The organism is Kitasatospora sp. NPDC056446 (assembly GCF_042796115.1).
Classification (GTDB): Bacteria; Actinomycetota; Actinomycetes; order Streptomycetales; family Streptomycetaceae; genus Kitasatospora.
In genome coordinates, this window is record NZ_JBHTRF010000036.1 from 62736 (window position 1) to 82858 (window position 20123).

The following is a 20123-nucleotide window of genomic DNA, read 5'->3' on the forward strand; positions in this document are numbered from 1 at the left end:
GGGTCTCATCCCGCGTCCTCCCAGCAGCGGCAGTCGGGATACTCCCGGGAGAGTACGAACGGCCCGTGACACGCCGGGCCCGGAGTAGGCACAGGCCGGCGTAGGCCCGACGGCGCGCTGGACGCCGCCCCCGCCCTCGCCGCCGCCTCGCTCAGCCCAACCAGCCCGGCCGCACCAGCCCCGACTCGTAGGCCAGCACCACCAGTTGCGCCCGGTCCCGCGCCCCGAGCTTCACCATCGCCCGGCTCACGTGCGTCTTCGCCGTCAACGGGCTGACCACCAGCCGCCGGGCGATCTCCTCGTTGGACAGCCCCATCCCCACCAGCGCCAGCACCTCGCGCTCCCGCTCGGTGAGCGCCGAGACGTCCGAGAGCCCTTCCGGCCCGGCCTCGGGCGCCTTCGACCGGGCCGCGAACTCGCCGATCAGCCGCCTCGTCACCCCCGGCGAGAGCAGCGCGTCCCCCGCGACCGCGACCCGGATCGCCCGCAGCAGGTCGGCCGGCTCGGTGTCCTTGACCAGGAAGCCCGCCGCCCCCGAACGCAGCGCCTCGAAGACGTACTCGTCCAGCTCGAAGGTGGTCAGCACGACCACCCGTACGGAGGACAGCGCCGGGTCCTCGGCGATCCTCCTGGTCGCCTCCAGCCCGTCCATCCGCGGCATCCGGACGTCCATCAGCACCACGTCCGGCACGAGTTCGCGGGCGAGCTGCAGCGCCGCCTCCCCGTCGTCCGCCTCACCGACCACCGCGAGGTCGTCCTCCAGGTCGAGCAGGGCCCGGAAGCCCGCCCGGACCAGCAGTTGGTCATCCGCCAGCAGTACCCGAATCACTCACTCTCCGCCTTCGGTGTCGGCAGTTCCGCCCGGACCCGGAAGCCGCCGCCGGGCACCGGCCCCGCCGTGATGGTGCCACCGAACGCGCCCGCCCGTTCCCGCATCCCGACCAGCCCGCTGCCGGACCCGCCGGCGTCCGCGAGCACGGCCGGCCCCGGGTCCTCGACCCGGACCACCAGCACGGCCGGGTCCCGCCAGTCCAGCACCACGACCGCCTGCCGGGCCGCCGAGTGCCGCACGACGTTGGTGAGCGCCTCCTGGACGATCCGGAACGCGGTGAGGTCGACGGTCGCGGACAGCGCGCGCCGCTCCCCGCGCTCCTGCACCTCGGCCTCCAGGCCCACCCGGTCGGCCTGCTCGGTGAGTTCGTCCAGCCGGTCCAGCCCCGGGGCGGGGCCGCGCGGGGCCGCCCCCGGCCCGCGCAGCGTCGCGAGCACCTGGCGGACCTCGCCGAGCGCCTCCTTGCTGGTCGACTTGATGGTGACCAGCGCGGTGCGGGCCTCCTCCGGCCGCCGGTCGAGCAGCGCGAGCGCGACCCCCGCCTGGATGTTGATCAGCGACAGGCTGTGCGCCAGGATGTCGTGCAACTCCCGGGCCATCCTGAGCCGTTCCTCGTTGGCCCGGCGCTCCTCCAGCTGCTGGCGGTAAGCCCGGCGGGCGGCGAACCGCTCGCGCCGGAACCGGACCAGCTCGGCGATCGCCATCGCCAGCAGGAGCCAGGCCAGCAGCCCGAGTTCGTAGAGCCAGGCGGAGCCGGACGGCGGCGCGGTGCGCTGCCAGCGCGCGGGCAGCGCGAAGGTGGCCAGGACGTGCGCCAGGTAGACCCCGCCCACGCCCGCCCAGGCCGCCCGGCGGTGCCCGGAGCCGACCGCCGTGAAGCAGGCGACCAGCCAGCTCAGGAACACCGGCCCGTACGGGTACCCGGCGGCGAGGTACCCGGCCGTGACCGCCGAGGTGCCGGCCACCACCGCGACCGGACGGCGGCAGCGCAGCACCAGCAGGGCCGGGCCGAGCAGCAGCAGGAGGTAACCGAAGGCGTCCAACGGGGCCCGCCCGGGCGCGTTGTGCCCGGCGATGGTCGAACCGACCACCTGGACCACCGCGACCACCGCCGCCGACCCCAGCGGGAAGCCCGCCCCGGCCGCGCGCACCCACGGCGGGCGCCACGGCTCGGGCGGCTCCGGCGACGACAGCGACGACGACGGCTCCGAGGAACCCGGCGACTCCGGCGGCTCCGGCGACTGGGAGGTGGGCGGCATCATGCCCACAAGCTAGACCCGCGCTCCGCCCGCTCGCGTCCTCCACCAGTGGCGTTCGGGCGTACTCCCGCTGGAGTACGCCCGAAGACGTCAGCCCTCGACGCCCCCCGTCACTCCTCGGTGCCGGCGCCGCCGCTGTCGCCGGCAGCGGCCCGCGCCTTCTCCTCCGCCTCCTGGAAGGTCGCCGAGGGCTCCGGCCGCGCCAGCGTGACCACCAGCTCCCCGTCGCTCACGTCCGCGATCAGCGTGTCCCCCTCCCGCACGGAGCCGTCCAGCAGCAGGTTGGAGATCCGGTTGTCCAGCTCGGACTGGATCGTCCGGCGCAGCGGCCGGGCCCCGAACTCCGGCTGGTACCCCCGGTTGACCAGGTACTCCTTGGCCTCCTGGGTGACGTCCAGCCCGATGTCCTGGGCCCGCAGCCGGCGCCGGCTGCGCTCCAGCATCAGGTCGACCACCGACAGCAGGTCCTTCCGGGTGAGCGCGTGGAAGACGATCACCTCGTCGATCCGGTTGAGGAACTCCGGCCGGAACTGCTGCCGCAGGTCGCGCATGAGGTCCTCGCGGATCCCGTCGACGTCCCCCACCCGGTCCAGGATCCGCTGCGAACCGATGTTGCTGGTCATGATCACCACGGTGTTGCGGAAGTCGACCGTACGCCCCTGGGAGTCGGTCAGCCGCCCGTCGTCCAACACCTGGAGCAGCAGGTTGAAGACGTCCGGATGCGCCTTCTCCACCTCGTCGAAGAGCAGCACGCTGTACGGCTTGCGGCGCACCGCCTCGGTGAGCTGGCCCGCCTCGTCGTAGCCGACGTACCCGGGCGGGGAGCCGACCAGCCGGGAGACGGTGTGCTTCTCCTGGAACTCGCTCATGTCGAAGCGGATCATCCGGTCCGGGTCGCCGAACAGCAGCGCCGCCAGCGCCTTCGCCAGCTCGGTCTTGCCGACACCGGTCGGTCCGAGGAAGAGGAAGGAGCCGGTCGGCCGGTCCGGGTCGCCCATGCCGGCCCGGCCCCGGCGCACCGCCTGGGCGACGGCGGTGACCGCCTCGTCCTGGCCGATCACCTTCTCGTGCAGGTGCTCCTCCAGTCTGAGCAGCCGCTCCTTCTCGGTCGCGTTCAGCTCCGCGACCGGGATGCCGGTCCGGGAGGACAGCACCTGCGCGATGTCGTCGGCCGTCACGTCGACGACCTCCTCCCGGGACTCGGCGATCGCCGCCAGTTCGTCCTCGGTCCGCCGCAGCTCGGTCTTCAGGTTGGCGGCCCGGACGAACTCCTCGTCCGCGACGGCCTCGTCCAGCTCCCGCTTCAGCTTGGTGATCCGGTCCTGCACCCCGGACGCCTCGGTGGACCCGCTCAGGCTGCGCAGCCGCACCCGCGCGCCGGCCTGGTCCAGCAGGTCGATCGCCTTGTCGGGCAGGAAGCGGTCGCTGACGTACCGGTCGGAGAGCGTCGCCGCCGCGTCCAGCGCCTCGTCGGTGAACCGCACCTGGTGGTGCGCCTCGTACGCGTCACGCAGCCCCAGCAGGATCTCCACGGTCTCCTCGACGCTCGGCTCGGGCACCAGCACCGGCTGGAACCGGCGCTCCAGCGCGGCGTCCTTCTCCACGTGCCTGCGGTACTCGTCCAGCGTCGTCGCGCCGACCACGCTCAACTCGCCGCGCGCGAGCGCCGGTTTGAGGATGTTGCCGGCGTCCATCGAGCCCTCGCCGCCACCGCCCGCGCCGACCACGGTGTGCAGCTCGTCCAGGAAGAGGATCACGCTCTTCTCGGCCGCCGTGACCTCGTCGATCACGCTCTTCAGCCGCTCCTCGAACTCGCCCCGGTACTTGGAGCCGGCCACCAGCGCGGTCAGGTCGAGGGTGACGACCCGCTTCTCCCTGAGGCTCTGCGGCACGTCCCCGGAGACGATCCGCTGGGCCAGGCCCTCCACGATCGCGGTCTTGCCGACGCCCGGTTCGCCGATCAGCACCGGGTTGTTCTTGGTCCGCCGGGAGAGGATCTCCACGGTCTGCTCGATCTCCTCCGCGCGCCCCACCACCGGGTCCAGCCGGCCCGCGCGCGCCTCCTCGGTGAGGTCCCGCCCGTACTCGTCCAGCGTCGGCGTCTCGCTCGGGTGCGCGCCCGTGCTGCCGCGCTCGCCGCCGGTGCCGCGCCCGTCCAGCACCGACTTCAGCGCCTCCTGCGAGGGCGCCGCGTTGCGCAGCGCCACCCCCGCGCCCGAACGCTCCTGGTCCAGCAGCGCGCCGAGGATGTGCTCCGGCCCGATGTACGAGGCGCCGGCCTCCTGCGAGCGGGCGTGCGCGGCGAGCAGCGCGCGCTTGGCCGAGGGGGTGAGCGCCGGCCGGCCGTCCAGTTCCTCCGGGTCGCCGGACGGCAGGGTGTGCTCCAGGTCGCCGGACAGCCGGTCCGGATCGATGCCCGCCCGCTCCAGCATCCGGCGCGACGGGTCCACCCGGGTGGCCGCCCAGGCCAGGTGCGCGGTGTCGAGGTCACTGGAGCCGTCCTCGGCCGCCCGCTGCGCGGCCAGCGCGAGCAGTTCCTGCGAGGACTCGCTGAGCAGCCGCCCGATCGGCACCCGCTGCACGGCGGGCGGGGACGCCAGCGGGCTCATCCCGAAGAACCGGCTGAGCAGGTCGGAGAACGGATCGTTCGATCCGAACGGGGGCATGGTCACGGCAGTTCACCTCTCCCAAGCGGTTTGCAGCCACACAAACACAGGCCGCACGGCCCCGCCTGTCGAGCCGGACGCCGACGACGACCCCGACAACACCGCCCGTAGGCCGTCACCCGGTGAAGTGGTCCAGCAGCACGCCGCCGCTGTACGTCACCACCATCGCCAGCAGCCCGCCCGCGACGTTGCGCCCCACCGCCCGCGCCGGACCGGCCCCGCCCATCCGGGCACTCGCCCACCCCGACAGCGTGAGCGCGGCCACCACCGCCACCACCGTGACCGCCAGCCGCCACGACTCCGGCGGCAGCAGCACCGCCAGCAGCGGCACCAGCGCACCCAGCGTGAACGCGGCCGCACTGGCCAGCGCCGCCTCCCACGGATTGGTCAACACCTCGGGGTCGAGGCCGAGTTCGGTCTGCGCATGGGCCGCGAGCGCGTCCCGCTCGGTCAGCGCCACCGCCACCTCCCGGGCCAGGCCGTCCGCCAGCCCGCTGCCCCGGTAGTAGTCGGTCAGCTCGTCGAGCTCCCCCTCCGGGTCCTCCGCCAGCTCCCGCCGCTCCTTCGCCAACGCGGCCTTCTCGGTGTCCCGTTGGGTGCTCACCGACACGTACTCGCCGGCCGCCATCGACATCGCGCCCGCCAGCAACCCGGCCACCCCCGCCGCGAGCAGCGCCGACCGCGAACCGGTCGCGCCCGCGACACCGGTCACGATGCCCGCCGTCGACACCACGCCGTCATTGGCCCCCAGCACCGCCGCCCGCAGCCGGTTCAGGCGCGCCGACAACTCCGCCCGCGACTCCCCGACCTGCTCAGCCATCGTCCACCACTCCCAGGCGCCGACCGATCCCCCCGATCCTCGCCCGCCCACCACACCCCCGCCACCCCGCACCGGCCCGGCCGTACTCTCCCGGCCGCCCGGCCACTCGGCCACTCGGCCACCGATTTCCGGCCCGACCCGGCATCGACCCCGGCATCGACCCCGGAGGAACCCGGTGTGCCCGACCGTCCCGGTCGGGGGCACCGGACTCCTCCCGTGTGCGGTGTGCCGTACGCCATGGCGCACCCCCACCCGACCAGGTGATCATGTGGTGACTTCATGTCACATCCGAATACCGAAAGGCTGTTCAAGATGCTGGTCGACTGGCCCACCGAGACCTTCGTGTTACGCCTGCACCGCATTCCCGGCCTGGTCGCGGGCGCCCCGGCGGGAAGCCCGGAGGGCACCCCCGTGGTGCTCGCACCCGAGACCGGCACCGACGGCGAGCAGTGGGCGGCCGAGCGGTTCCGGGTGATCAACCACCGGATCCGGCACACCGCCACCGGCCTCTACCTGACCGCCGAGGGAACGGGCAAGGGCGCCGCCGTCACCCTGCGGCCCAAGTTCTCCGACACCGGCAACGACCCCTCGTACTGGCGGCAGGCGTGGCGGGCCTTCGTCCAGCGCGACACCGGCCGGCTGATGGCCCTCAACGACTCCTCCAACTGCCTCATCGGCCTGGCCGACCCGACCGCCGAACGGCCGGGCGGACCGCTGATCCTGGAGAAGGGCGCCGGGGCCGAGGACCGGTCCTGCACCGCATGGGCGCCCACACCCGTCCCACCGCCGAAGCCCGCACCCGCCCCGGCACCGAAGGCCACCGACCTCCCGGTGGGGACGGGACGGGTCCGGGTGCCGGCCCGCCGCTACGAGAAGCACGTGCGGACCATCGAGCAGATCTTCGATGAGACCAGCTTCCGGGAGGTCCCCGGCGAGCTCCTCACCCCGGACACCCGCATCGGCGCCTTCGACTTCGACCAGTACTCCCAGCGCGACTGGTACCAGGAAGGGCGGGAGGGAAGCCTCACGGCCTTCACGGACAGCTACGACACGGCGGGCGCCGTACGCAAGGCCTTCCACCGCCTGCCGGGCGAACCCGCCCGCTACGTGGACGCCGACGAGGTGGACGTCCACTACGTCCCGCCCAAGCTCGTCGCCCGCACCAACTTCCCCGCCGCCCTCTTCGACCGCATCGGCGGCAGCGGCGCCCTCTTCCGCACCCCGCACCGGCTGGCCAACGGCCACGGTTTCTACAACCAGCCCGAGCGCCGCGAAGGCCTCTACTTCCCCAAGCGCGACGGCGCCGGCACCGTCATCCAGTGGAACAAGACCTGGATCGCGGACAACGACACCACGTCCAAGGTCTTCCTCTGCTTCGACGGCCGCTACTTCATCGACCAGATGGACATCACCTGGGCCGAGGACGAAAAGCGCTGACCCACCCACCCGCACAAACAAGGCCGGGGCCCACACCACCAACGGTGCAAGCCCCGGCCTTCCTCGACCCGAAGGCCCCCTGTGGGCGCGGACGGTTTCGAACCGCCGACATCTGCTTTGTAAGAGCAGCGCTCTACCACTGAGCTACGCGCCCCCCGTCGCGGCCCGGAGGGCGCAACGACGAGAGCCTAGGGTACCTGGTCCCGGGGGGTCGCGGTGCCAGGTGCCCGGGTGGGGCGCGGGGGCGGGAGTGGTGGGAGGGGGTGACGGGCCGGTGGGGTGATCGGGGAGAATGGGGGCCGGATCAGCGGGTCGGAGCAGGGAGCGCGCAGTGACGGTGGCCGGCGGGAGCGGGCGGGGGCGGCGGCGGGCTGGGAGTGCGCTGGCGGACGCGTTGGTGCTGCCGGTGGTGCTGGCGGGTGCGTTGGGGGCGGTCGGGCTGGCCTCGGCCGGGACGGGCGGCTGGTGGGGGCGGCGCGGCGGCGGCGAGGGCGTGCGGGCGGAGGCCCGGGAGGCGCGGGCCGCGGCGCAGGAGGCGTTCTACGAGCTGGAGGAGACGCAGCGCGACGTGCAGCTCGCGGTGGAGACGGTCCGGGCCGCCTCCGACGGGGCGACCGCGCAGCGGGCGCTGGCCGATCTTGCCGCCATCTCCGGGCGGGTGGAGCAGGTCACCGTGAACTACCTGGGTGCCCTGGACGCGCACAACCTGGACAGCGAGTCGCTGGACGCGGGCGCGGCCGCGCAGGCCAAGCGCCGGCTGGAGGACGTGAAGGGCCAGCTCGGCTCGGCGCGCGCCGAGTTGAACGACTTCCTGCGCCGGCTGCAGCCGACCGTCCAGCACGCCGAGCAGCAGCTGATGCGGGTCACCCCGGCGGTCGAGCAGGCCAAGCGGGCGCTGCTCGCGGCCTCCGACGCGCTGGACGCGGTGCGCGGCGCCGGTCTGCGGGCGGACGATCTGGCGGCCCGGCTGGCCGAGTTGGCGCCGGAGCTGGGGCGGCTGAACGAGGGCCCGGCCCGGCACGGGGTGGCCGACACCCTGCGGCGCGCGGACGAGGTGAAGCAGCACGCCGAGTCGATCGCCGCCGACGCCGGGCAGCTGCCGGAACGGGCGCGGGAGATCGACCGTCGGGTGGCGAGCCTGCGGACCAGGATCCAGGCGCTGGAGACCAAGGCCGAGACGGTCGAGCCCGCCCTGAGCGAGCTGCGCCGCCGGTTCAGCACGGCCTGCTGGCAGGACCTGCAGCGGGTGCCGGACCAGGTCGCGGAGACCGGCCGGGCCGCCGAGCGCAAGCTCGCCGAGGCCGCCCGCGCCCGGGACGAGCAGCGCTGGGCGGACGCCACCGCCGCGATCGGTACGGTCCGCGCGCTGCTGGACACCGCGGACGGCTCGGTGGTGGCGGTGAACGACCGGCTGCGCCGGCTGAACGAGGTGCAGCACGACCCGTCCCGGGAGGTCGAGAGCGCCCGTTTCGCCGTACGGGACGCGCAACGGCTGGCGATGGCCGGGCGCAGCGCGCCGGACCCGCGGCACGCCGCCCCGCTGGACGAGGCGGTGGCCCGGCTGGACCGGGCGGTGGCCGCGCTGGAGGCGGCCGGCCGGCACCCCGACTACTGGCACTTCCTCACCGAGCTCGCGGCGGTGCGGGAGTCTGCGGCGCGGGTGATCGGGCTGATCCGCGGCGACCTCGGCCACCGGTAGGCATCGGTAGGAGTCGGTAGGCAGCGGTAGGTGTCGGAAGGCAGCGGCAAAGCACGGCGGCCGCCGGAAGGCACCCGGCGGGCACCGGCACGGGACGCCCCCGCTCGGTACGCTGCCGGTATGCCACGCTACGACTTCCGCTGCCGCTCCTGCGACGCCACCTTCGAGCTCCGCCGCCCGATGGCGCAGGCCAACGACCCCGCCGTCTGCCCGCAGGGCCACGAGGACACCGTGAAGATGCTGTCCACCGTCGCCGTCACCGGTGCGGCCGCCGCCGGCCCCTCCGCCGGAGGTGGAGGTGGGGGCGGGGGCGGGGGCGGGGGCTGCTGCGGCGGCGGTTGCTGCGGCGGCTAACCGGCCGTAGCCGGAGCCCCGGCCGGAGCCACACCACCGGCCGCACCACCGTCACCGGCCCCGGCCCCGCCACCGGCCCCCGTGAGGAACCGCCGGACGATCTCCTCCCCCGCCGCCACCCCCACCTCGTCGAGGGCGGTGACGCCGGGGGCCGTCCAGCCGCTGTCCGCGAGTTCGCCGTGCCCCGGCCGCCACCCCGCGTCCGCCGCGAGCAGCAGGTCCGCGTCGAGCAGCGAGTCCCCGGCGGCGAGCACGGTGGTCGGGCCGGTGCGCCGGACGACTTCGGCCAGGGCGGCGCTCTTGGTGAGCGGGGCCGGGACGGCGTACACCTTGCGGCCCTGGAGGGACACCGCCCAGCCGTGCTCGGCGCACCAGCCGGTCAGCTCCGCCAGCCAGCCGGCGGGCAGTGCGGCGCGGTCGACGACCAGGTAGGCGAACAGTTCATCGGCGACGCGCCGCTTGTGGGTCCACTCCGGGTCGGCGCACAGCGCGAGCCGCCGGACCACTTCCTCCAGCGGGGCCGAGCCGGCGGCGATCCGGGCGGTGATCTCGGCCCGCCAGTCCCCGTCCGGGACGCCGTCCACCAGCAGTTGCCCGCCGTTGGCGCAGATCGCGTACTCGGGGGCCCGGCCCGGCGCCGGGCCGGGCAGTCCGACCCGCTCGTACTGCTCCCGGGTGCGGGTGGTGGAGGGGACGAAGCGGGCCTGCCGGGCGAGGTCGGCGAGCAGGGCGGCGGCGCGTTCGGTCATGAACGACAGCGGGCGCCCCTGGTAGACCTCGACGCAGAGCAGCCGGGGGGCGAGCCGGTCGGGGCCGGCCAGGGCGAGGGCCCGGTCGGAGTAGATCAACGTCCGGTCGAGGTCGCTGGCCACCAGGACGTCCATCACTGCTTCTCCTCCGCCGCTGTCGTCACGGACCGCCCGTCGGCCCCGGTCGCTCCGCGGCTGTAGCGGGGGTGGATCAGGCCGACGCAGGTGTACGGCAGGCCGTCGACCTCCTCGACCTCCACGCCGCGCTGGGCGGCGAGCAGCCGGACGTGGTCCAGGTCGGCGCCGGCGCCGCGGCGGGCGAGGATCCGCCAGGGGACGCGGCGCAGCAGCACCCGGGTGGTCTCGCCGACGCCGGGCTTGACCAGGTTGACGCTGTCGATGCCGTACTCGGCGCTGATCCGCTCGACGGCGGCCCAGCCGGCCCAGTCGGGCGCCCGGTCCTGGTCGGCGGACAGCCGGTCGGCGCCTTGGAGGGCGCCCGCGCGGACCGCGTCGAAGTGCGCGGCCACGGCGTCCAGGAAGGCCTCCGAGACGTCGCTCCCGGCCAGTTCGGCGTAGTGCTTGGCGCCGTGGAAGTCGTCCGGCCCGATCAGCCCGGGTCGGAGCACGGTGCGCGAGACCAGCCCGGACACGGTGGAGTTGAGGCAGGCGGACGGGATCAGGAAGTCGTCCCGGGTGCCGTACGTCCGCACGCAGCGGCCCGGGTCGGCGAGCACCGCGAGGTCCGGGTCGAAGGCGGTGCCGGCCAGCGCGTCGGCGAGTTCGCGGGTGATCGCGCCCTTGCCCGTCCAGCCGTCGACGAAGACGACGTCCCCGGCGCGGTGGTGGGCGGCCAGGTAGCGCAGCGCGACCGGGTCGATGCCGCGGCCCCGCACGATCGAGACGGCGTAGTGCGGGACGGACAGGCCGTGGGCGAAGGCCAGCCAGCGGCGGATCAGGATGCCGACGGGCGTGCCGGCCCGGGCGAGCGAGGCGAGTACCAGCCCGGGGCCGCGTTCGCGCAGCAGCGTCTCGGCGACGGTGCCGACGGCGAGCGCGATCCGGCGGGCGGAGCCGTGCAGCGCCTGCTGGAACAGGTCCTGGTACTCGGGGCTGGGCTGGTACTCCACGGGCAGCGACTCGGCGTAGTGCGCGCCGCCGTTCTGGACGGCCTCCTCGCGCTCCTCGGTGGGCGCCTCCAGGGCGACCCCGGAGAGGTCCTTGAGCAGCCAGGCCACCTCGTCGGCCCGGTAGGAGGAGAACCCGGGCCCGTACAACGGGACGCCCGTCGCACCGCCGGCCGTCGCACCACTGCCCGTCGCACCGCCGGCCGCCGGATCACCGCCCTCCGGCCCGGCACCGCCCGCCGCCACCGGCTGGTACGAGGGCAGTACCGCGAGCACCACCCGGTCGGTGACCTGCCGCAGCCGGCCGAGCAGCGCCCGCTCGCCCCGGTGCAGCGCCGGGGTGTCCGCGACGTCGTCCACGACCAGCACCACGGCGTCGAAGCGCCGCGACGGGTCGCTGCCGGGGGCGACGTTGTAGGCGTAGCGCTCGCGCGAGGACGGGTCCTGCGGGTCGTCGTGGGCGGGGAAGGCGAGCCGGGTGCGGATGGGGTAGCCGGGGTCGTCCACCGCGAGGACGGGCGAGCGCGTGGTGGTGGAGTACCGGACGCGGTCGCCGCCGAGCCGCTCGGCGAGGGCGCCGGCCAGCCGCAGCGGCGCGTACATCAGCTCCTCGAAGCCGAGCACCAGGACCCGCCGGGCGTCGGCGGGCAGGGCTTCGGCCGTCTGCCGGGCCAGCCGGGGCAGTGCGGCGTCGAGGCGGGCGCGGTCGTGGACGGTGAAGCCGTGCCGGCCGCCGTCGGGGAGCCCGGCGGGCCAGTCGAGCGCGACCCGGACCAGGGGCGCGGGGGTGGCCGACGGGGGCAGGTCGGGGGTCTCCGTCGCGGCGGTCAGCCGCTCGGCCCGGGCGATGACGTCCTCGGGCAGTTCGACGCCGCCGTCCGCGGTGGCCACCACGTCCAGTCGGACGCCGAGGCCGGCGGCGGCGTCGGCGAGCCGGTCCCGGTCGGCCGGGGTGCGCAGGTCGACCAGGGCGACCACGACGTAGTGGCCGCGCGGGTGGCGGGCGTGCAGGTCGCGGATGGTGTTGAGGATCGTCCGGCCGGTGGAGAGCTCGTCGTCCACCAGCACCAAGGGCCCGTCCCCGGTGAGGAGTTCGGGGTCGGCGGGGAGCAGCAGGTGCGAGGTGGCGTGGGAGTGCTCCTCCTCGAAGCCGCCGAGCGGGGCGACGCCGGGGACGGGGCGGCGGGTGGAGTGCAGGTAGGGGGCGTCGAGGCCGTCGGCGACGCTGTGGCCGAGGCCGGTGGCCGTCTCCGCGTAGCCGAGCACGACGGCCCGGGCGGCGGCTTCCTCGCCGAGCAGTCCGCGGACCCGGCGGCCGAGTTCGAGCCCGGCGCCGTGGACGACGGCGGGCCGCTGCGGCACGTGCTTGCCGAGCACGGTGGAGACCAGCAGGTGGGCGCGCTTGGAGTTGCCGGAGCGCAGTGCCAGGCCGACGAGTTCGGGGAGGCGTTCGGAGCCGGTCAGCGCGATCCCCACCCGGTCGGCGACCCAGCGGCCGGTCCAGGTCGGCGCCGTCGTCGATGTCGGCGCCGTCGTCGATGCCTGCGGTTCCGTCCACGTCTGCGGTGTTGCTGTCACTGCCGGCCCTGCCTTCGATGGTGCGCGCCGTCGCGCGGTCGTACGTTCGTCATGTCCGCCGTGTCCGTCGTTTCCGTCGTTTCCGTCCGGGAACGGCACCGGCCCCCGCCCCCGACCCCGCCACCCGCGCGAACCCCGCCCCCATCACCCGCACAGGCTGGCCCAGAGCAGTTCCGCGAAGCTCACGTCCGCCCGGGCCACCCCGAACACCTCCGCCCGCAGGAGCACCCGCTCCGCCCAGGCCCGGTGCGGCCGGGCCTCGTTCATCTTGTTGGTGTACGCCGAGCGCAGTACTCCGCCGCCGTCCTGCTCCTGCCGGAGGATGTCCTGGGCGTCGCAGTACTCCTCGTGCGTGACCACGGAGAGGGCGTGCACGGCGGGCACATGGCTGGGGTGGATGCAGGTCTTGCCGAGCAGGCCGTTGGCGCGGTCGAGTTCGACCTCCCGGATCAGCCCGTCCAGGTCGTGTTCGATGATCCGCCGGCGGACCTCCTCGCCCGAGGCCCGGACCGTCCCGCCGGCGGCGGCGCCGGCCGCGCCGAACGAGGACTCGGCGAACGGGGTGCGGCGCAGCTGCGGCTTGAACATCCGTTCCTGCACCGGGAAGTACTCCCAGACCGGTCCGGTGACGGTGTGGCCCGTGCCGTCGGCCCGGCCGAGCACGTTGACCACGTCCCCGATCACGGCCGCGACCAGCGCGACGTCGTACGCGGTGAGGTCGGGAGAGCGCCGCAGGCCGTACGCGGAGCAGAGGTCGGTGACGCCGAGCCGGACCGCGAGCACCCGTTCCCGGCTTCCGGCGAGCAGCGCGGCGATGCCGAAGAGCTGCTCCCGCCTGGTCTCCAGGTGGGCGAGTTCGGGTGACTCCAGGACCGGCATGGCGAACAGCCGCTGCCCGGTCGCGGCCTCGGCGGCGGCGAGCGCGGCCAGGTACGCGGCGCCGTTGTCCGGGGTGAACTTGGGCAGCACGAAGCCGCTGAGCAGTTCGACGGCCGGACCGAGCCGCTCGGCCAGGTCGGTGATCTGGGAGGCGGCACGGACTCTGATGAAGAGAAGCGGATGGCTCTGTGTGCAGTCGGTGAAATCCTTGACCAGGTCATTGAGCTGCTCGACCAGGTTCCGCTCTCCGGCGTCCACCTCGTGGTCGGCGATCGCGTCCTCCAGGCAGAGGACCATCGAGACCACGCCCCGAGCTGCCTGTTTGCGGATGTCGGCGGCCAGGGCGGGCCTGGTGGCCGGGCTGTAGAGGGTGCCGCCGAGCGCGGTGGCGAGCACCTCGGGCTCGCTCCGCGCGGTGAACGTGCGCGGCTGCTCCAGGAAGAGCCGGCCGCGTACGTCCTCGGCGAGGTGGCCGAAATGGCGCAAGGTGCTCTCCTCCAGGAAGTGGGCGGGCCCGCGGCCCGTTGCCGACGACGCCGGGGTCAACCGGCCGACACCCAGGTCAACCGCCCGACCGGGTGCCATGGTTCCCCGGGCGCGGCACCGGCGGACGCCCCTCCGTCGAACCCCCCGGGGGCCTTTCGACCGCCCATCGTACGGACGGGATCCGGCCGTTTCCGGTTCCCCGGCACTGAACTCCCGGAACATCCCGGTCCACTTGGACGATCATGGACCCACCGGCGGCAAACCCCGGTAAGCGCAAGTCTTGGCAAAGTCCGACCCGACGCGGACCGGTCCGGTCACGTTGTCCGAAGGGGTGGCGAACAGGCAGGATGGTCGGCTATGACGCACGTGATGGCCAAGGGCGCCAACATCGCACTGCCGGCGGCGGCGGTCCGCGCCGTGCTGCGCTGGAGCGCCACGCCCGGTGCGCCGGACGTGGACGCGTCCGCGCTGCTGCTCGGCGCCAACGGCAGGGTCCGTTCGGACGCCGACTTCGTCTTCTACAACCAGCCGCGCCACCCCTCCGGCCTGGTCCGCCACCTGCCCAAGCAGCAGACCTCCGGCGGCGCCGAGATCATCGACACGGTCGAGGTCGAACTCGGCAAGCTGCCCGCCGACGTGGACCGCGTGGTGCTGGCCGGCTCCTCCGAGGGCGGGACGTTCCGCGCGGTGCCGGGCCTGCGGCTGCTGCTGTTCGACGCCACGGCCGGTGAAGGCGCGCCCGCCCTGGCCGAGTTCGTGATCGGCGACGCCGACAGCGTCACCGCGCTGGTCGCGGGCGAGCTGTACCGCCGGGCCGGGTCCTGGAAGTTCCGGGCGATCGGCCAGGGCTACACCTCCGGGCTGATCGGCCTGGCCACCGACTTCGGCATCACCGTCGACGACGAGGCGGCCGCCGCGCTGCCCGACCCGGTGCCGGCCCAGGCACCCACCGGCACCGGCGGCACCGGCAGCGCGGTGGACCCGCGCAGCACCCCGCTGCCCGCCCCGCGCCCGGCCGCCGCCGAGCCGGGCACCTTCACCCTGGCCCCGGCCGTCCCGCAGCCGCAGCAGGCCCCGGCCGCCCCGGCGCAGACCGCCCCGGTCGCGAGCGCTCCGCCCGCCACGCCGCCCACCGCGCCCCCGCCGCCGACGGCCCCGCCCACCATGCCGCCGACCTCACCGCCGGCACCGCCCACCGCGCCGCCCGCCCACCAGCCCGGCCACCAGCCCGGCACCGGCTACGGCTACCCCCAGCAGCAGCCCGCCACGGGGTACGGCTACCCGCAGCACCAGCCCGCGACCGGCTACGGCTACCCGCAGCCCACCCAGCCGTACCGGCAGCAGCCGGGCACGGGGTACGGCTACCCCCAGCCGAACCAGCCCGTCCCGCCGCAGCCTCAGCCGCACCAGGGCGGCTACGGCTACCCGCAGTCCGGCTCCGGCCAGCAGCCGCCCGTCCCCCCGCAGCCGCCGACGACCCAGCCCCCGACGGCCACCGACGAGGAGTTCGCCCTGCCCCCGCAGGGCCCGCAGTTCCAGCCGCGCTGACGCCCGCCCGCCCGCCGGTCCCCGCCAAAAGCGAGGGCCGGCGAGGGGCCGCCACCCGTCGGTCGCCGGCCGTCAGTCGCCGCCCGGCTGCCCCTTGTACCCGCGCTGCCACTGCATCCCGAACCCGTACAGCCGGTCGATGTCCGACTGGAACCCGTTGACGTACCGCACCTCGCGGCGCACGGTCAGCTGGTTGTCCCCGGCGTTCTCGATCAGCACCACCGCGCAGGAGCGCGCCGCCCGGGCCCGCTCCTCCAGCTTGATCTCGATCCGCGGCCCGGTCTGCGGCACGATCGTCACCACGGCCTGCGACTGCTCGAAGGCCGGCGTGCCGTCGTAGATGTAGACGAAGATCAGCAGCCGTTTGAACTTGTCCTTCTTCTCCAGGTTGACGTACATCGTCTCGCCCGACGGCGCCCCGTACTGGTCGTCGCCGCTGAGCTTGATGTACGGCGCGCTCTGGAGGTCGCCGAAGAGGCCGCCGAGCGGCTGCACCACACCGGTGGAGCCGTCGGAGAGTTCGTACATGCAGGCCAGGTCGAGGTCGACGTTCATCGGCTCGTTGCCCTGCGGCGAGTCCGGCTCCAGCGGGCTCAGGATCCGCGGGCTGAAGAACCGCTTGAAGGTGTCCCGGGTGCTGGGCCTGGTGCCGCCCGCGCGCATCGACCAGTGCAGGTTGACGTAGAGGTAGCCGGTGGTGGCGGCCGACCCGGTGATCGCGTGGTGCGGGGCCGACTTGGTGAGTATGACCTTGTGCTGACCGCCCGGGTTGTCGAAGGTGTAGCTCTTCTCCCCGCGCAGGTACTCCCAGATCGAGACCATCCCGTCCTCTCCCCCTGCTCCCGCCAGGCGATCTGACGGTCCGCCGACCAATGATCGGGCATCGGCCCGGCCGACGGATACCCCGCTCCCCCCTCCCTTACCCCGCCGGACCGCCCACCGGTCGCCGGCGGGCCGACAGCCGAACCCCGGACGAACCCCGGGCGAACCGGCGAACCGGTGGGCCGATTGGCCCCGGCAAGCCGCCCTCCCGTAACATGCCGCCTCTTCGGACGCGATATCGTCTAGCCGCACAGGTGTCCCGTCCGCCCCTGCGCGGGAGCGGTGGGGCACGCCGTGCGGCGACGAACAAACCGTCAGGCAGTGCCCGCGCGGCGGGACCTGACCGCCTGTGTCGCACTGTGAACCTGTCCCCTGCGGAAACCCGAGGCCCGACCCGCAATGAACCTGACCTCCATACAGCTGGTCTGGACCGTCGTCGGCGGCGCAGCCCTGCTGTTCGTCTCCGTCCTGTTGGCGACGCTGCGCTTCAAGAACTCGAAGAAGGACGAGGCCACCGATTCCTGGGAGCGCAGCGAGGAGCGGCGCCGCCGCAAGGAGATGATCTACGGCATCTCCTCGTACACGCTGCTGTTCTGCTGCGCCGGCGTCGCGGCCGCGCTGTCCTTCCACGGGCTGGTCGGCTTCGGCAAGGAGAACCTGGGCCTGTCGGACGGCTGGGAGTACCTCGTCCCGTTCGGTCTGGACGGTGCCGCGATGTTCTGCTCGGTGCTCGCCGTCCGCGAGGCCAGCCACGGTGACGCCGCGCTCGGTTCCCGCCTGCTGGTCTGGGTCTTCGCGATCGCCTCGGCCTGGTTCAACTGGGTGCACGCCCCGCGCGGCCTCGGCCACGCCGGCGCCCCGCAGTTCTTCTCCGGCATGTCGATCTCGGCGGCGATCCTCTTCGACCGCGCGCTGAAGCAGACCCGCAAGGCCGCGCTGCGCGAGCAGGGCCTGGTGCCCCGCCCGCTGCCGCAGATCCGCATCGTCCGCTGGCTGCGCGCCCCGCGCGAGACCTACGCGGCCTGGTCGCTGATGCTGCTGGAGAACGTGCGCAGCCTGGACGAGGCGGTCGAGGAGGTGCGCGAGGAGCGCCAGGCGAAGATGGACGCCAAGGTCCGCGCCCGCACCGCCGACCGCCGCGAGCGCGCCGAGCTGAAGGCCATCTCGCGTCAGGGCGGCGGCATGCTGTCCCGGGCCCGCAGCGGCCGCCAGGTGCCCGCCCTCACGGCTGCCGGAGACGGCCCGAGCGCTACGGAGCCTGCCCTAGCCGCGGAGTCCGACGCCACCACCTCGACCACCGCCTCGGAGCACTCCGCCCTGGACGCCGGCCGCCGCGGCCGCGCCGCTGTCGGCTCCTCGTACTCCTCCTCCTACTCGTCGCCGTCGACCTACTCCTCGTCGTCGTCGAGCACCTCGGGCGACTCGTCCTCCTCGGGCTCCTCGTACTCGTCCTCGGGCTCCTCGTACTCCTCCTCGTCCGACGCCTTCGGCTCGTCCCGCCGCGGCTCGGCGATCGACCTGACGGCCGACGACGACACCCTGTCGATGCCGAAGCTGGACTCGCTGGAGCGCAAGCTGCGCGCGATCGAGCAGCAGCTCGGCTGACGTCGGCCGGCCTCGGCGCCTCCGGACGACACCCGGCCGGCGCCCGGAGGACGGCAGGGCGTACGGGCACACGCCGGACCGCACGGCGTACCGCGTACCGCACGACCTACGGCACGACGGAAACGGCCGCCCCCGGGAGATCCCGGAGGCGGCCGTTTCGCGTGCCCGGCGGACTACTTGCCGGAACCGACCAGTTCGGGCTCCTCGCCCGCCCCCTCGCGCCGGTTGCGCAGGACCGACGAGCCGAGCGCGAGCCCGATGAAGGCGACCCCGATCAGGCCGGTGACGATCTCCGGGATGTGGTACTTGATGCCGACCAGCAGGATCACCGCCAGGGCGCCGATCGCGTAGTGCGCGCCGTGCTCCAGGTAGACGTAGTCGTCCAGGGTGCCCTTGCGGACCAGGAAGACGGTCAGCGAGCGGATGTACATCGCGCCGATGCCGAGGCCCAGGGTGATCTGGAAGATGTCGCTGGAGATGGCGAAGGCGCCGACGACCCCGTCGAAGGAGAACGACGCGTCCAGGACCTCCAGGTAGAGGAACAGGAAGAACGCGGCCTTGCCGGCGACCTGGACGACGGACTTGCCGGACTTCTCCGCCTCCTCCTCGCGCTCGGCCTCGTCCTCCAGGCCCGATTCGAAGATCGAGGACAGGCCGCCGACCGCGAGGTAGGTGATCAGGCCGAGGACACCGGCGAGCAGAACGGTTTCCGCGTGCTCGGCGGCGAAGAAGCGGGAGGCCACGACCAGGGCGACCAGGGCGACGACGCTGGAGAGCGCGTCCAGCTTGCCGACCTTCTCCAGCGGGCGCTCCAGCCAGCTCAGCCAGTTGTGCTCCTTCTCCTCGAACACGAAGTCCAGGAAGATCATGAGCAGGAAGATGCCGCCGAAGGCGGCGATGGCCGGGTTGGCCGCCTCCAGGTACTGCCCGTAGGTGAGGCCGTCGTGGGTCTTGTCGGAGTGCAGGGCGAGGTCGATGACCGTCGCGGGGTTGAGCTTCGCGGTGAGGCCGACGACCAGCAGCGGGAAGACCAGGCGCATGCCGAAGACGGCGATGAGCACACCGACGGTCAGGAAGATCTTCTGCCAGTACGGGTTCATCCGCTTCAACACCGTGGCGTTGACCACCGCGTTGTCGAAGGACAGGGAGATCTCCAGGATGGAGAGGATCAGCACGATGCCGAAGCCTTGGGCTCCCCAGAGCAGTCCGGCCGCGATCAGGCCGATGGCGGTGATCGCGAGCGACCAGCCGAATGTGCGGAGGAACACGGGAGTTGGATACCTTTCGGGTTCTGGCCGTGCGGAGCGGCCTCGTCCCCGAGACGCCCTGACCGGGCCGGGCCCGGTCAGGTCACCCCCGCACTGCCCTCTGTTCTCATGATCGGGTCGGGTGCGATTAGTCCGATTTCCGCCCTTACTGTACGTTCACGCCGAAGTCGAGCGCGATCCCGCGCAGGCCGGAGGCGTACCCCTGGCCCACCGCGCGGAACTTCCACTCGCCCGCGTAGCGGTACAGCTCGCCGAAGATCATCGCGGTCTCGCTGGACGCGTCCTCGGACAGGTCGTAGCGGGCGATCTCCTGGCCGTCGACCGAGTTGACGACCCGGATGTAGGCGTTGCGGACCTGCCCGAAGTTCTGCAGCCGCGCCTCGGCCTCGTAGATCGAGACCGCGAAGACCACCTTGTCCGCCTGCGGCGGGACCAGGTCCAGGTTGACCAGGAGGACCTCGTCGTCACCCGTGTCGTCGCCGCCGGTGAGGTTGTCGCCCTGGTGCTCCACCGAGCCCTCGGGGCTCTTGAGGTTGTTGTAGAAGACGAAGTACTCGTCACCGAGCACCCGCCCGCCACCGCAGAGCAGGGCGCTCGCGTCGAGGTCGAACGGCGCGCCCGTGGTCGAACGGGCGGACCAGCCGAGGCCGATCTGGACCTGCGTCAGATTCGGCGCGGCCTTGGTGAGCGAGACGTTGCCACCCTTGGCAAGCGTGACCACCATGACGTTCTTCCTCCCTTGCTTCTCCCGGAGCGCGCCTTACAGGTGTAGTCCCCCGCGCCCCCGGCCGGCCCGCTTTGGCCGGCTGAACTTCCTGAACTCACATCCTCGCAGCGCAGCGAGCCGCCGCGGCACCGGGCCCGGCGAACCCCCGCCCGGCCGCACCCGTCCGTGCGCGCGCGACCGCACCCGTCCGTACGCGGGGCCGCCCGCGGCCCCGCGCGGACGGCCGCCGGAACGGAACCGGGGCGGCCCCGGACCGAAGAGGTCCTT

Annotated in this window: 16 protein-coding genes and 1 tRNA gene; 6 read left to right on the top strand and 11 right to left on the bottom strand. The window is 73.7% G+C overall.

Features of this window, described 5'->3' with window-relative positions; translation table 11 throughout:
* Positions 1-151 precede the first annotated feature (151 nt).
* Positions 152-829 carry a response regulator gene (locus tag ACFQ6N_RS22710; RefSeq protein ID WP_380651823.1) on the bottom strand — a complete coding sequence of 226 codons (678 nt, stop codon included), beginning with the start codon at positions 827-829 and terminating at the stop codon, positions 152-154.
* Positions 826-1923 carry a sensor histidine kinase gene (locus tag ACFQ6N_RS22715; RefSeq protein ID WP_380651826.1) on the bottom strand — a complete coding sequence of 366 codons (1098 nt, stop codon included), beginning with the start codon at positions 1921-1923 and terminating at the stop codon, positions 826-828. The genes ACFQ6N_RS22710 and ACFQ6N_RS22715 overlap by 4 nt, the downstream gene beginning before the upstream one ends.
* Between ACFQ6N_RS22715 and ACFQ6N_RS22720 the strand changes: the two genes are divergently transcribed.
* On the top strand, positions 1907-2107 hold the full coding sequence (locus ACFQ6N_RS22720; protein ID WP_380651829.1) for a hypothetical protein: 201 nt from the start codon (positions 1907-1909) through the stop codon (positions 2105-2107). The genes ACFQ6N_RS22715 and ACFQ6N_RS22720 overlap by 17 nt on opposite strands.
* A 94-nt stretch (positions 2108-2201) precedes the next feature.
* Here the strand turns inward: ACFQ6N_RS22720 and ACFQ6N_RS22725 are convergent, their stop codons facing one another.
* Together ACFQ6N_RS22725 and ACFQ6N_RS22730 are read right to left on the bottom strand one after the other, a co-directional pair.
* Positions 2202-4763 (bottom strand): ATP-dependent Clp protease ATP-binding subunit, encoded by a 2562-nt coding sequence (locus ACFQ6N_RS22725; RefSeq protein WP_380651832.1) that lies wholly within the window; start codon positions 4761-4763, stop codon positions 2202-2204.
* 109 nt (positions 4764-4872) lie between these two features.
* Positions 4873-5577, bottom strand: coding sequence for a VIT family protein (locus ACFQ6N_RS22730; protein WP_380651835.1), 705 nt, complete (start codon positions 5575-5577; stop codon positions 4873-4875).
* 279 nt (positions 5578-5856) lie between these two features.
* Here ACFQ6N_RS22730 and ACFQ6N_RS22735 point away from each other — a divergent pair, with 279 nt between their 5' ends.
* Entirely contained in the window at positions 5857-7014 is a 1158-nt protein-coding gene (locus ACFQ6N_RS22735) for an RICIN domain-containing protein (protein WP_380651838.1), read from the top strand.
* Between the two features lie 82 nt (positions 7015-7096).
* On the opposite strand, the gene ACFQ6N_RS22740 is transcribed toward ACFQ6N_RS22735, so the two are convergent.
* Positions 7097-7168, bottom strand: a tRNA-Val gene (locus ACFQ6N_RS22740).
* Between the two features lie 177 nt (positions 7169-7345).
* Between ACFQ6N_RS22740 and ACFQ6N_RS22745 the strand changes: the two genes are divergently transcribed.
* Positions 7346-8713 (top strand): hypothetical protein, encoded by a 1368-nt coding sequence (locus tag ACFQ6N_RS22745; RefSeq protein WP_380651841.1) that lies wholly within the window; start codon positions 7346-7348, stop codon positions 8711-8713.
* A 120-nt stretch (positions 8714-8833) separates the two neighbouring features.
* On the top strand, positions 8834-9067 hold the full coding sequence (locus ACFQ6N_RS22750) for a zinc ribbon domain-containing protein (RefSeq protein ID WP_380651843.1): 234 nt from the start codon (positions 8834-8836) through the stop codon (positions 9065-9067).
* On the opposite strand, the gene ACFQ6N_RS22755 is transcribed toward ACFQ6N_RS22750, so the two are convergent.
* From ACFQ6N_RS22755 to ACFQ6N_RS22765, 3 genes are all read right to left on the bottom strand, one after another.
* The gene (locus ACFQ6N_RS22755; protein WP_380651846.1) at positions 9064-9951 is read right to left on the bottom strand and encodes an HAD family hydrolase; all 888 of its coding nucleotides are present in this window, start codon (positions 9949-9951) and stop codon (positions 9064-9066) included. The two genes, ACFQ6N_RS22750 and ACFQ6N_RS22755, sit on opposite strands and share 4 nt — an antisense overlap.
* Complete coding sequence (locus ACFQ6N_RS22760) at positions 9951-12419, bottom strand: phosphoribosyltransferase (protein ID WP_380651873.1); 2469 nt, start codon at positions 12417-12419, stop codon at positions 9951-9953. Before ACFQ6N_RS22760 ends, ACFQ6N_RS22755 begins: the two co-directional genes overlap by 1 nt.
* Positions 12420-12665: 246 nt before the next feature.
* The gene (locus tag ACFQ6N_RS22765; RefSeq protein WP_380651849.1) at positions 12666-13886 is read right to left on the bottom strand and encodes an HpcH/HpaI aldolase/citrate lyase family protein; all 1221 of its coding nucleotides are present in this window, start codon (positions 13884-13886) and stop codon (positions 12666-12668) included.
* Positions 13887-14243: 357 nt separating this feature from the next.
* Here ACFQ6N_RS22765 and ACFQ6N_RS22770 point away from each other — a divergent pair, with 357 nt between their 5' ends.
* Positions 14244-15434: a TerD family protein gene (locus tag ACFQ6N_RS22770; RefSeq protein WP_380651852.1), complete on the top strand. Its 1191-nt coding sequence runs from the start codon at positions 14244-14246 to the stop codon at positions 15432-15434.
* A 72-nt stretch (positions 15435-15506) separates the two neighbouring features.
* Here ACFQ6N_RS22770 and ACFQ6N_RS22775 read toward each other — a convergent pair whose 3' ends face one another.
* On the bottom strand, positions 15507-16256 hold the full coding sequence (locus tag ACFQ6N_RS22775) for a Tellurium resistance (protein WP_380651855.1): 750 nt from the start codon (positions 16254-16256) through the stop codon (positions 15507-15509).
* Positions 16257-16655: 399 nt separating this feature from the next.
* Here ACFQ6N_RS22775 and ACFQ6N_RS22780 point away from each other — a divergent pair, with 399 nt between their 5' ends.
* Positions 16656-17861 carry a DUF2637 domain-containing protein gene (locus ACFQ6N_RS22780; RefSeq protein WP_380651858.1) on the top strand — a complete coding sequence of 402 codons (1206 nt, stop codon included), beginning with the start codon at positions 16656-16658 and terminating at the stop codon, positions 17859-17861.
* Between the two features lie 173 nt (positions 17862-18034).
* Here the strand turns inward: ACFQ6N_RS22780 and ACFQ6N_RS22785 are convergent, their stop codons facing one another.
* Complete coding sequence (locus tag ACFQ6N_RS22785; RefSeq protein ID WP_380651861.1) at positions 18035-19129, bottom strand: DUF475 domain-containing protein; 1095 nt, start codon at positions 19127-19129, stop codon at positions 18035-18037.
* A gap of 145 nt (positions 19130-19274) precedes the next feature.
* Positions 19275-19853, bottom strand: a complete 579-nt coding sequence (locus ACFQ6N_RS22790; protein ID WP_380651864.1) for a TerD family protein — start codon at positions 19851-19853, stop codon at positions 19275-19277.
* Positions 19854-20123: the final 270 nt, after the last annotated feature.